The sequence below is a fragment of the Varibaculum cambriense DSM 15806 genome (assembly GCF_000420065.1).
Lineage (GTDB): Bacteria > Actinomycetota > Actinomycetes > Actinomycetales > Actinomycetaceae > Varibaculum > Varibaculum cambriense.
Genome location: NZ_ATUF01000002.1, coordinates 671,122 through 683,927, shown reverse-complemented (window position 1 = coordinate 683,927; position 12,806 = coordinate 671,122). Strand labels below are relative to the sequence as shown.

Genomic DNA, 12,806 nt, shown 5'->3' with positions numbered 1-12,806 from the left:
CCGCTTCGGCAGCGACAACTTGTACCCTTATTAGTCTAAACGTTAACACCCAGCTTGTGGGAAGAATAGCTCCCAGATTTAGCTACTGTTAGATAAGGTTGAGTGTCGGTAATTTGGCTTTCATGAAAGGATAAGAACTATGGAAGCAACAATTCACACCTCAAAAGGCGATATCAAAGTCGAACTATTCCCGGATAAAACTCCGATTACAGTCAACAACTTCAAAGGTTTAGCCACTGGCGAACGCGAATGGCAAAATCCGGCCACCGGACTCAAATCTAATGAACCTCTCTATGACGGGGTCATTTTCCACCGCGTCATCCAGGGATTTATGATTCAGACCGGCGATCCCCTAGGCACCGGCACCGGCGGCCCCGGTTACCGTTTCGGGGACGAGATCGTACCGGAACTGAACTTCAATGAACCCTATGTGCTGGGCATGGCGAATGCCGGTCCGGGAACCAACGGATCCCAGTTCTTCATCACCCAGGTACCCACCGAATGGCTAAACGGTAAACACACCGTGTTCGGAAAAGTAACTGACCAGGCCTCCCGCGACGTGGTTGATGCGATCGCGGCGGTGAGCACTGATGGACGTGACCGTCCGCTAGATGACATCACCATCGAATCCATAGAAATCACCGAATAAACTGCGGTTTCCGCCAGTTTAGCGGCGGGTAAAACCTAGCATCGGGACAAATGGTGAACTCTAACCAGCGCGTCAATGTAATCAACGTCCTCATCATTGCCTGCGGGATTGTCTATGTGGCTTCGTGGCTGGCTCCGGGTCTGGTAGAGCAGTTCCTGTTCTATCCCGCCTTGGGATTCACTGAGCCTTGGCGCTTCTTGACCGCGGCCTTCTTACATGGTGGGATCGTGCATTTAGCCTCTAATATGGCGTTCTTGTACATCCTGGGCGAGCTCGCCCGCCGGGTAATGAGCAACTATCAGATCTTGCTGATCTATTTGCTCTCGGCCTGGGGAGGATCGCTTGGCACTTTAGTGTGGACGCTAATTACCGGGCAGCAGCAGGCGGTAGTAGGTGCTTCCGGGGCGGTCCTGGGGCTGTGCGCGGGCGTATTCGTCTACACCCGTAACCTGCATGCCTCTTCCAGTGCTTTGGGAGGCCTGCTGATAATCAACCTGCTGATCGGCTTCGTGATCCCCAATGTGTCTTGGCAAGGACACCTCGGGGGCGCCTTGATCGGCGCGATTATCGGATGGGCGTTGCACCTGGTGGCCGTGATCTCCGGCAGGAGAGGACGCAAAAAACTGGGGCAAGCCCTCCCAGACGTGGTGGATCGCCAGCGCGCCACCACCACCGTTAAGCGCACCCAAATAATTGGAAACCTGCTGGTAACCGTGCTGTCAGTGGTGCTATTGCTGGCAGCAACCCTGGGTTGCTATATCTAGGAGAACCGCAGATAAACCCGGGCAAACTCTAAAGCGCAGATAGCGGAGGTTATATCTGCCCACAGGAGCAAATCCTTTGCTAGCCCGCCGCCCTCGTCCTCGGAAAAAATAGCCTTAGCCGGTAGTGAAACCAGGTGAGGGCGAGGGCAAAAAGCTAATAATGTACATAGTGGAGTTAATTCCCTAACCGAAAGAATCCTCTCCAAAGGTCAAGGAGTAAAATGTTCGAACGCTTTACAGATCGGGCGCGCCGGGTAGTGGTGCTGGCGCAAGACGAGGCGCGCAGCCTGGAGCATAACTATATCGGTACCGAACATATACTGTTGGGGCTGATTCGCGAGGGCGAAGGCGTGGCCGCGAAAGCCCTAGAAATGGCGAACATTTCCCTTGAAGGGGTGCGCGATCAGGTCATTGAGATTATCGGCAAGGGCGAGAACGATTCGAAAGACCACATCCCCTTTACTCCGCGCGCCAAGAAAGTCCTGGAACTGTCGATGCGAGAAGCGCTGCAGCTGGGGCACAACTATATTGGCACCGAACATATCCTCTTAGGACTGATCCGTGAGGGCGAAGGCGTAGCCAACCAGGTGCTCACCAACCTAGGCGCCGACCTGGGAAGCATCCGCCAAAACGTGATTCATCTACTCTCCGGTTACCCGGGAGCGGGGCAAAATGAAGCGGGCGGAGAAACCGTAGGGGTGGGCACCGGCACCCAGAAGCCGCAAAAGTCAGGTTCAGCCATTCTTGACCAATTTGGCCGAAACCTGTCGGAGGCGGCGCGGGAAAACAAACTAGATCCGGTAATTGGGCGCGTCAACGAGATGGAACGGGTCATGCAGATCCTCTCGCGGCGCACCAAGAACAACCCGGTCTTGATCGGGGAACCCGGGGTCGGCAAGACCGCGGTAGTAGAGGGACTCGCGCAGGCGATTGTGCGCGGAGACGTCCCCGAAACCCTTAAAGACAAGCATATTTACTCCCTGGATATGGGATCGTTGATCGCCGGATCACGTTACCGCGGCGACTTCGAGGAGCGCCTGAAGAAAGTTTTGAAAGAAATCCGCACCCGCGGCGACATTATTTTGTTCATCGACGAGATCCACACCCTGGTGGGGGCGGGCGCCGCCGAAGGTGCGATTGACGCGGCCTCGATCCTCAAGCCCATGTTGGCGCGGGGGGAACTGCAGACCATTGGCGCCACCACCACTGAGGAATACCGTAAATATATTGAAAAAGATGCGGCCTTGGAGCGGCGTTTCCAGCCGGTACAGGTAGAACAACCCAGCGTAGAAGACACCGTGAAGATCTTGACCGGTTTGCGTGACCGTTACGAGGCACACCACCGAGTGATAATTACCGATGATGCAATTCGCGCGGCCGCCTCTTTATCCGACCGCTATATTTCGGATCGCTATCTGCCCGATAAGGCCATCGATTTGATTGACGAGGCCGGGGCGCGTCTGCGGATTCACCGCATGACTGCCCCTCCCGAGATTCGGGAAATGGACGAAAAAATCAATGAGACGCGTCGGGATAAAGAGGCCGCGATTGATGCCCAAGACTTCGAGAAGGCCGCGCGCCTGCGTGATGAAGAAAAGCAACTGGGCGAAAAACGCGCCCAATTGGAGGTCGACTGGAAGTCCGGGGAGGGCGACCGGATTGGCACCGTTGATGAAGATGCCATTGCGGAAATCTTGGCGATGTCTACCGGTATCCCGGTGTTTAAGCTGACTGAAAAGGAAAGCGCGAAACTGCTACATATGGAAGATGAGCTGCACAAGCGGGTTATCGGCCAAAACCAAGCGGTCAGCGCCCTATCAAAATCTATTCGCAGGACGCGCGCCGGGCTCAAAGACCCGAATCGGCCTGGTGGTTCCTTTATCTTTGCCGGCCCCACCGGGGTGGGTAAAACCGAGTTGGCGAAGACTTTGGCCGAGTTCCTGTTCGGTGACGAGTCGGCGCTAATCCAGCTGGATATGTCGGAGTTCGGAGAAAAGCATACTTCTTCGCGTCTGTTTGGGGCGCCTCCCGGATATGTCGGTTATGACGAGGGCGGTCAGCTCACCGAAAAGGTACGCCGCAAGCCCTTCTCAGTGGTGCTTTTTGACGAGATTGAAAAAGCGCATGCCGATATTTTTAACACTCTCTTGCAGGTGTTAGAGGACGGGAGGCTGACTGACTCTCAAGGACGGATGGTTGATTTCAAGAACACCGTAATCATCATGACCACCAACCTGGGCACCCGCGAAATCAATAAAGGGGTGCAAACCGGTTTCCAGGTCGACAACGACCAGGTCGGTTCCTATCAGCGGATGAAGAATCGGGTACAGGAAGAACTCAAGCAGCAGTTCCGTCCGGAGTTCCTCAACCGGGTAGATGAGGTAATCGTGTTCCCGCAACTGGGGATGGAAGAAATCCGCCAGATCGTGGACTTGATGATCACGAAACTGCAAGAACGCACCCAAGAGCAAGATATGACCTTAAAGCTCACCGATGCGGCTCGCGAAGAACTAGCTACTCGCGGTTTCGATCCGGTGCTGGGGGCGCGTCCTTTGCGGCGTACTATCCAGCGCGATATCGAGGACGCCCTCAGCGAAAAGATCCTCTTCGGAGATATCGAGCCTGGGCAAGAAATCTTGGTCGATGTGCGCGAAACCGAGGATGGGGAAAAGGAATTCACCTTCAACGGCAAGTAGTCCGCGCCTTATTGCCCACCTGTAATCTTTTCCTCCAGCACCTCCCTTGCTTATCATCTCGCTATAATGTGGAGTTAGGAGTTTAAGGAGGGTGCGTGAGTGCGGTAGCAGCGAAAAAGGCCGGGTCGCCAGCCGAGATGGCCAATGCTGCTGGTTACACCGCCTCTTCGCAAATTAAATCTACGGAACCAACGGCTGCCAAAAGCAGCGGAGAAAAAGAAGCAGCTCGCGAGCAGCCGATCCTGTTCCTGGATGTAGATGGTCCTTTAAATCTGTGGGGGAGAGCCGGTCGGCGCATCCTCAATCCGCTGCTCCGCGCCCACTTGGTACATCTACAACCAGATGATTCCTTTAACGTTAACGTGGTGCTTTCCCGCCTGCTAGGGCCGCGCCTGCGGGAACTTGGTAAATATTTCGAAGTGCACTGGGCGACCTCCTGGAATGAGTGGGCGAATCAGCATCTTTCCCCACTGCTGGGGATTTCCAAGAATCTTCCCTGGGTGCGCTGTCCCAACGGTGATCCGCGGGCAAAGTTTCCCGAAGTTATGGCTGCTGCCGGAAATACCAGTTTCGCCTGGGTAGACGATTATTTAACCGAGGAAGTAGCCCGCCAAACTCGCAAGAAATTGCGCTCTCCGCAGTGCGCTCTTTTGGTTTCTCCCCATATTATGTGCGGGATAGATCGCGAAGTTACCCACCTGCTAAAATGGTTTTCGCAGATACCCCAAGCGGAGCGGGAACCAGGCAGACGCGAGGCTCGAAAAGCAGCTCGTCTAGTAGATTCAGGGCGAGTTGCCGCTTGGCTGGTTACCCCCTCAATGGTGATGTGTTTAAGTTTGCGAAAGGGGGCAAAGCGTCATGGCTAAACTACCGGTAGCGAAAGTGGCGAAGCGTTGCCTGGAAATATCGGAACAGCTAAACCGCCAACTTGCCGATCCCCGTCTACAGGATCTGAGAGTCAGTATCGAGCAGGCACGCAGCGCGCTCGCGGCAGGACAGCTACCGCGCTGGCAGGTGAAGCGACTGGTAGATACGGTGGCTTTGGCAGCAATGCTTGCTGGCAAAGCTAAACTTGCGGAACAGGTTTTTGGGCTGTGGATGAAAGCTGGACAGTCAATTTCGCAAAACCCGGCTTCTCTGGTCTTAGAAGCAATCCCCGATTTAGGAAACAATTCCGTGGGTGAAGGAAAGAGGAAGACGCGGCCAGCACCAGCGCCACCAACGGAAACGTCCGCTCCGGCAGACACGTCGCCAGTGTCTCCCGCTGCCTCTCACTCGGTGATACCGCAAACCCCGGCACCCGCGCCAGCGCCCGCTGTCGATCACAATCAAAGCTTAGGAATGGGACTTGCCGCTATGGTTTCGGCGGCCTACGCGGCCGAAAATGGTATTGCCGAAAACCCTCCGGCTACTGCCGAGGTTATAGAGGCGCAAAACATAAACCCGGCGCCGCAGCCCAGGGAAGCGGAGCCGCCTTCTGCCCAAAGCGCTCCCGTGGAAACAACTGTCGCCTCGGACCCCGCTAATTCTGTTAACGCTGACTGGAGCGCACCCCGTGGGCAAATACCTTGGCTGCCTGTCCAGCGCCCGGCTCCCGCACCGGCGCAGCAAGAAGAAGCAGCACCGGATCCTGCTGCCAATATTGCTACCGCGGCCTCTTCCCCAGTAAAACCGGAAACCAGCCCAGCTAATGTTTTGGCTTCTAAGAGAGAGTTTCCCCCTCGCCGCTCCCTGGTCTGCCGGGATCGTTCCCCGCAGCTTCCAGGACCGGCCAGTAAGCAGATGCGAATGGCTCCTGCTCCGCCCTTAGAGCAGTCCTTGGCAAGTGCAGCGGCCCCTGAGCCAGCGGCACCGTCGCAGCCGGCAGTTGTTATGCCGGGGAATTCTCCCATTTCGCTGGTACCGAATCCCACTGCCCCCATAGAAACATCGGCGGCGCAACCGCTGTCTGCACCAGCTCCGCTGGCCGAGGAAACTACCCCGCAGCCACAAACTCCTTATCATGCCGCTAACCCCACTATGACACCGCCCGCGGCTGCCCTACCACCGGGAAGTATTCCCGCTGCGGCTCCACCGGCAGCCCCCTCGGCCAGCTCTTCGCCTGCACCGCTACTAGAAGCAATGCCGGCAGCTGCCGTACCCGAACCTACCCCAGTCGAGCCAGCTCCCCTGGATGATGCTGCTATCTGGGAATACTTCCAAAAAATGGGTTTTGATTCCAAACTAAATATGACTTTCGAAGAGTTCGTGACGCGCAAACATCACACTGTGACCAGTAGCAATGGAACCGAGGGTATCTTAGCTGCGCAACCAAAGGCACCTCGTTCGGCTTTTGCGGAAGTAGCGGATGAGATGCCGGCTAGCCTACTAGTTTCCCAGTCGGAAGCGTCGGAATCCGCTCAATCGCCCGCAGAATCCGCCCTGCGGAGAGCTGCCCAAAGTCCGCTGGCACCCTCCCGGGTACCGCCCGCCGCGCCCCATAAGCCTCGGGAAATTTTGGCTGATGCCGACCGGCAGCCTTCAACCCGGCTAATTACTATTCGGGTGCGCGGATATTTTGACTATCAACCCCGTTTTACTCGCCCGAAACAGCGCCTTGATGAACCAGCGGTGGCTGGCTCTACCACCTCTTTTGCCAAAAGCATTATTGGTGCGGAAGGCCCCATGCCGCTGGAATTTTTAGCGCGCAGACTGTGTCAGAAGTACCGGATTGAATATCATGATCAGCGACCCGAGGAAATTAGACGTTGCCTCGGCCCCGCATTGCGCTTGGTATCAGAACCCGGAATGCGTACTGTCTGGCCAGCTGGGGTCGATCCCCTCAACTGGAATACTGCCCTGCAATCCCCGATCGGATTGCCCCGTAAATTGGAATCGTTGACTTTAATAGAGGTAACTAATGCCTTGCGGTGGCAGATTTCTCGTACCAACAGTATTGGGCGAAGCGAGATCATCAGGGAGGCTTTTAAACTGCTTTACGGAATCTCTTCGGTAACCCCGCAGGTGGTAGAGCTTGCTGACCGAGCTATTTCCTATGCGATAGCCAATAACCTGTTGGCAGCCGGCGATGGCACCCTGTGGCTGCCCTGATATTTGCGAGCAAAGTCTTTAAAATCTATTGTCCACCTGATAGTGCTCTCTATCTAAACTCATCTGAAGATAACTAAATGACTAGCTAAAAATGCGGGGGTTGGGAAATATTTCCCAACCCCCGCAAGGTATTTATTTAGTTATGGAACTAACGCCGCGCCTAGATTTTCACCTGCTCCGAAAGTGGAGTGTGATTACCGAAACGGTGGTTAGTGAAGGCTACCGCCTGCTCGCGCACAAATGGGATCATTTCTACGCGTCCACAAGCGGTCACCGGGTGCGACCAGACGGCCACATTCACATTGCCATTGACAGCTTCATTGACTGTCTTTGCATCTCCACCTATGAGGCGGATACGTGCGTCCAGCCCAGCACCGGCAGCCCAGGCGGGTAGCCGGTCACGGAAGGCTTGATCGGATTCGACCTCGTAATCGATGTGCTGGACTCGCAGATACTGCAAGAGCGCGGAGTCAGGTTCTTGGGGCATCGATACCGACACCTGAGAACCAGCGGCGCGACCCGCAGCTGCCAGCATTAACACCTGAGAGGCCTCCTCGCCCTCGGAGAGCCGGATGAGTACCGGCAGCGGACGGTAACGCAACACGTTGCGTTCAACCCGCAGATCTGAGGGGTCATGTCCGATAGCGAACTCGGTGTCCAGAGCCTGCTGGGAGGAGCGCAGCGAGGCCATTACGAACTCTTTATTTCCGTTCAAAGAACGTGCCACCTTCGCGGCCTCCACCAAAGCCCGGTTACGCAGCTCTACGCCCTCGTTCTCCGGAATACCGTCGGCCTCCCACTCGCCTAAACCAAACAGGTAGGACGGGCCGCCGGCTTTCGTCCCCGCGCCAATCGCGGAGTTCTTCCAACCGCCGAAGGGCTGACGGCGCACAATCGCGCCGGTGATACCGCGGTTAACATAGACGTTACCCGCCTGTACCCGATCTAGCCACAGGTTGATTTCATCGGCATCCAAGGAGTGTAACCCAGCGGTCAAACCGTAATCGGTCGCGTTTTGAATCTCTATAGCTTCTTCTAAGGTGTCGCAGCGGATAATGCCCAGAATCGGACCAAAGTACTCGGTCAGATGGTATTCACTGCCCGGCTGAACCCCGGCGCGAATACCCGGAGTCCACAGCTTCCCAGATTCATCAAGCTGCTTAGGCTTGAGTGCCCAATGCTCGCCCGGCCCCAAAGTGGTGAGGCCGCGCAGCAGCTTCCCCTTAGCCGGAGCGCATAGTGAACCGGTCTGGCTGGAGGGGTTGGAGGGGTAGTCCACCACCAGGGAGCGTACGCCGTCAAGTAGCTGGCGATGTACCCTCTCGGAGTATCCTACCGAACCGACCAGGATGGCCAGCGAAGAAGCGGAGCACTTTTGCCCACAGTGGCTAAACGCCGAGTTAATAATGTCTTTGACCGCCAGGTCTAGATCCGCCGAGGGGGTGACAATAATAGCGTTCTTACCGGAGGTTTCCGCCAAGAGCCCCATATTGTTGTCCCAGGAACGGAACATCTTGGCGGTGTCGATCGAACCCGTCAAGATCACGCGATCTACCCGTTCATCAGCCATCAGGTTCTTGCCCAGATCCCGGTTGCCTAGTTGAACAAACTGCAGCACCTCACGCGGAACCCCTGCTTCCCACATAATCTGGGCTAGCAACGCGCCGGTGCGGGCAGATTCCTTGGCCGGCTTGAAGATCACTGCCGAACCTGCTGCCAATGCCGAAACGGTAGAACCAGTGGGAATAGCGATCGGGAAGTTCCAGGGAGGGGTAGAAACCGTTACCCGTGCCGGCTTAAACTTCGCGCCCGTTTGCTGCTCTAGCTCCAGGCACTGCTGAGCGTAGTAGTGGCAGAAGTCCACAGCCTCGGATACCTCGATATCGCCGCCATCTAGGGCTTTACCGCATTCGGCGGCTGCGATTTCCATCAGTTTCGCCCGGTTTTGGCTCATCAAGACACCAACCCGGTGAATAATTTCAGAGCGTTCCTTGGCGGGACGAGCTGCCCAAACTTCGGCCGCTGCGGCTGCGCCCGCCAGCATTTGATCCAGCACATTAGCGTCGGAAACAGTGGCTTCCTCGACCTCTTTAATTCCAATCTGGCAATCGGGAATCGCCTTAACGATCTGGCGTGACCATTCGATATTTTCCGGTAGCGAAGGATCGGAATCCGGGGTGTTCGCGAAAGTCCACTCCCCGTCCTCTTGCACGAAAGATTTAATATCTTCAGCCGTTTCGGTGAGACGATTCTGCTGGCGAACCGGGCCGACCTCAACGTCGTAGACCCGCTCCAAGGCGCGGCGGAAACGCTGCTCTTCCTTGTGCAGCACATCGGCATCATCCAGATCGAAAATATCCGACATGAAGTTTTGATCCAGGGAGTTTTCTTCTAGCCGCCGTACCAGGTAGGCAATCGCCACATCGTACTCTTCCGGGTTTACTACCGGCACATAGAACAGGAGGTGACCGGTGTCCTCGGCTACTGCCTTGGACTGGGGAGAAGCCATCCCGGTTAGCATCTCGAACTCTACGCCCCCGGACTCTAGTACCCCGCGCTCATGGGCCAGCTCGTAGGCAAAGCCCACGGTGAACAGGTTCATCCCGGCCACGCCGATCTTAATATTACGAGTGTGCTCTTTAGTGAGGGCGTAGTCCAGCACCTTCATGTAGTTAGAGTCAGTGTCTTGCTTGCACTTTTGGGTGGTGAGTTCCCAGCCGCGTTCGCGAGAATCAACCGTTTCCATCGACAGGTTCGCGCCCTTGACTACGCGAACTTTGATTCGTCCGCCCCCATTGGCTACCCGCTTAGCTGCCCATTCTTGCAGGTTCTGCATAGCGGGGAGGGCGTCAGGCAGGTAAGCCTGCAACACGATGCCAGCTTCCAGCTTTTCTAGACCCGGGGTTTCCAGAATCTTCTTGAATACATCAATAGTCATATGGAGGTCCTTGTATTCCTCCATATCCAGGTTGATGAACTTCTTGGGTTCATAGGAGTTAGCGCGCCGATATAGCGGCAGGAGGGCATTTACTGCCCGATCTACTACGTGATCGTATGCCCAGGGATTGTGGGGTCCGGTCACTGCCGATACCTTCAAAGATACGTACTCTACATCGGGACGTTCCAGTAGCGCCATGGTGTCAGTGAGCCGCTTATTGGCTTCCTCGTCCCCAAGAATCGCTTCGCCCAGCAGGTTCATATTGAGCCGCATTCCGCCTTGCTTTAACCGCTCAATCGCCGGCCCCAATTTGGCGTCAGATACGTCCAGAACCAGATCCCCGACTAGTTTCGCGAATACCGTGCGGGTAATGGGAATAACCATTTTAGGTAGCAGCGGAGCCATTGCGCCGCCCACCTTAAAGGGTAAACGCAGGTACCAGGGTAGGAAGCTCACGGACGAGGACGAGAGACGGTTTAGCTCCTCCGCGGCGACCTTAATGTCCTCGGGGCGGATAACCCCGTCAACAAAGGCAACGGTGAAGTCGAGACCGGCTTGATCTTCGAGCACCTGGGACAAGAGTTTGGCTGCCCGATCTTCGGGGTATTTCTCAGACTCCCGTACCCATTTTTGGGCACGAGCAACCGCCAAATCCGCTAGATGACGGCAGTCGCCGGTTTCCCCACCAGCTTTGGGGGGAGCCACGCTTTCTGACATTTGTTTGCGTCCTTTCTTAGGAAACTGTTAATAGGTATCGATCGCACCTAAGGCGTAGAGAGCCGAGCTGTTTGGTAGCTCGACCCTCTAGCGCTTATATGTTCAAGGTAACACTAGATGCGGGTAAGTGTACCCTGATTTAAGGGACTTTTTTCCTAGAGTCCACGTTTACTTGCTGGGCTTGTATGTGGTCAGCGATTCCTCCCCCTCTACCTCGGCAAACGGAACGGTAGTAACGGGAGTGACGGCGCGACCTTTCAGAGCCGAATTGATTTCATCTTGCGAAGCGTGAGCGAGCTTGACCGACAGGTCGAACTCTTCCTCAATCTCTGCATTCGGCTGGTAGGTGGCGCGGGAAACCAGCCACGACACCAGCAGGTTCAACAAGAACCCGGGAAGGATCTCGTAAACCTGGAAGATCATAGGTAAGGTGTCGGGCAGGTTGCCCCAGATACCCACGGTGATAGCTCCCACGGCCATACCGGCTGCTGCGCCCTGCCAGGTGTATTTGCGCCAGTAGAGGCTGAGTACAATTACCGGACCAAAGGCGGCGCCGAAACCTGCCCAGGCGAAAGCTACCAGTCCCAAGATCGAGTCGGTGCGGAACCAGGCGAAGAAAGCGGCGATTACCGAAATCGCTAGTACCACCATCCGGCCAGCGTTGATACCCTTGGCGCCCAGCAAGCGGCGCTTCTTGATACCGCGGTAGATGTCTTCTACTACTGCCGAGGAGGTTACCAGCAGCTGTGACGAAACGGTAGACATGATGGCGGCCAAAATAGCAGCCAGCATGAACCCGGCGAGTACTGCGGGGAAGAGCTGTTGCCCCATCACCAGGTAGATACTTTCTTGCGGGTTTTGCTTCACCATTGCCAAAGCTTCTTTGATTCCGGCGAGGCCGTTTTCAGCCAAGGCGCGACCGATCAAAGCGGTTAAAGTTGCGCCCAGCACGCACAGGAACATCCAGCCGATGCCCAGGCGGCGGGCTGCAGTTGCTTCCTTGGGCGAGCGCAGCGCCATATAGCGCACGATTACGTGAGGCATACCTACGTAGCCGAGTCCCCAGGCCAAGCCGTTAAGCATCGACAACTTGCCGGCAGCCCCATCACCTACGATGGAGAACATGTGACCTTCTAGGCCGTTTAGCGTATTGGTCATTACCCCAAAGCCGCCCAGGGCAACCACACCGAAGATCGGTACTAGCAGCAGGGCGATTAGCATCATGATGCCCTGTACCATATCGGTCCAAGAGACAGCGAGGAACCCGCCTACCAAGGTGTAGAGAATAACTACCCCAGCTACCAGAACCATGCCTACGTGGTAGTTAACATGGAAAATAGACTCGAAGAAGACACCCCCGGAAACCATGCCGCTGGCTACGTAGATGGTGAAGAAGAAAAGAATAATAATTCCGGCTACCAGCTGGAGAATGTACTTATCGTCCTTTAAGCGCGCTGACATAAATGACGGGACAGTAATCGAGTCTCCGGCTATTTGCGAATAGGAACGCAGACGGGGAGCTACCCATTTCCAAGCGCACCAGGAGCCAATCAGCAATCCGATCGCAATCCAGGATTCCACTAGACCGGTTAGGTAGAGCGCCCCGGGCAGCCCCATCATTAACCAACCTGACATATCTGCGGCGCCCGCCGAGAGGGCAGCAACCAGGGGAGGTAGGGAACGTCCACCCACCATGAAGTCGTCCATGGTTTGAGTGCGGGTATAACCATAGATACCGATCAGAACCATGGCTACGAAATAGATAACCATTGCAATGGCGATACCACTGGTGCTTCCGCTACTAATAAAATCTGCCGCACCGACGGTGGGCATCAGTAATGTTGAGAATGTAGTTATCATTTGCTCTCCCTTCGGGGGATTAGCGCCGAGACTTTCGACTGCGAAACATAATATCTGGTTGTCAAGCTAATCACAATAAGCCACGGGACTTT

The 12,806-nt window shown here is 55.7% G+C and carries 7 protein-coding genes; 5 read left to right on the top strand and 2 right to left on the bottom strand.

The features are described from left to right. Positions 1-139: 139 nt before the first annotated feature. From F605_RS0103070 to F605_RS0103050, 5 genes are all read left to right on the top strand, one after another. The gene (locus F605_RS0103070) at positions 140-649 is read left to right on the top strand and encodes a peptidylprolyl isomerase (protein WP_022864446.1); all 510 of its coding nucleotides are present in this window, start codon (positions 140-142) and stop codon (positions 647-649) included. 50 nt (positions 650-699) lie between these two features. Beyond that, the gene (locus tag F605_RS09565; protein ID WP_022864445.1) at positions 700-1,413 is read left to right on the top strand and encodes a rhomboid family intramembrane serine protease; all 714 of its coding nucleotides are present in this window, start codon (positions 700-702) and stop codon (positions 1,411-1,413) included. Positions 1,414-1,634: 221 nt separating this feature from the next. After that, a complete protein-coding gene (locus tag F605_RS0103060) occupies positions 1,635-4,109 on the top strand; it encodes an ATP-dependent Clp protease ATP-binding subunit (RefSeq protein ID WP_022864444.1) in 2,475 nt (824 codons plus the stop codon). A gap of 95 nt (positions 4,110-4,204) precedes the next feature. Next, on the top strand, positions 4,205-4,975 hold the full coding sequence (locus F605_RS10930; RefSeq protein WP_022864443.1) for a hypothetical protein: 771 nt from the start codon (positions 4,205-4,207) through the stop codon (positions 4,973-4,975). Then, positions 4,968-7,199: a hypothetical protein gene (locus tag F605_RS0103050; RefSeq protein WP_022864442.1), complete on the top strand. Its 2,232-nt coding sequence runs from the start codon at positions 4,968-4,970 to the stop codon at positions 7,197-7,199. Before F605_RS10930 ends, F605_RS0103050 begins: the two co-directional genes overlap by 8 nt. A 160-nt stretch (positions 7,200-7,359) precedes the next feature. On the opposite strand, the gene F605_RS0103045 is transcribed toward F605_RS0103050, so the two are convergent. Together F605_RS0103045 and putP are read right to left on the bottom strand one after the other, a co-directional pair. After that, the gene (locus F605_RS0103045) at positions 7,360-10,854 is read right to left on the bottom strand and encodes a proline dehydrogenase family protein (RefSeq protein WP_022864441.1); all 3,495 of its coding nucleotides are present in this window, start codon (positions 10,852-10,854) and stop codon (positions 7,360-7,362) included. Positions 10,855-11,022: 168 nt separating this feature from the next. Further along, positions 11,023-12,714, bottom strand: a complete 1,692-nt coding sequence (gene putP / locus F605_RS09555; protein ID WP_081639103.1) for a sodium/proline symporter PutP — start codon at positions 12,712-12,714, stop codon at positions 11,023-11,025. Positions 12,715-12,806 lie beyond the last annotated feature (92 nt).

Bases quoted from the DNA above. Each gene is read 5' to 3' on its own strand.
- F605_RS0103070 (WP_022864446.1), top strand. From the start codon at position 140: ATGGAAGCAACAATTCACACCTCAAAAGGCGATATCAAAGTCGAACTA.
- F605_RS0103050 (WP_022864442.1), top strand. From the start codon at position 4,968: ATGGCTAAACTACCGGTAGCGAAAGTGGCGAAGCGTTGCCTGGAAATA.
- F605_RS09565 (WP_022864445.1), top strand. From the start codon at position 700: ATGGTGAACTCTAACCAGCGCGTCAATGTAATCAACGTCCTCATCATT.
- F605_RS0103045 (WP_022864441.1), bottom strand. From the start codon at position 10,854: ATGTCAGAAAGCGTGGCTCCCCCCAAAGCTGGTGGGGAAACCGGCGAC.
- putP (WP_081639103.1), bottom strand. From the start codon at position 12,714: ATGATAACTACATTCTCAACATTACTGATGCCCACCGTCGGTGCGGCA.
- F605_RS0103060 (WP_022864444.1), top strand. From the start codon at position 1,635: ATGTTCGAACGCTTTACAGATCGGGCGCGCCGGGTAGTGGTGCTGGCG.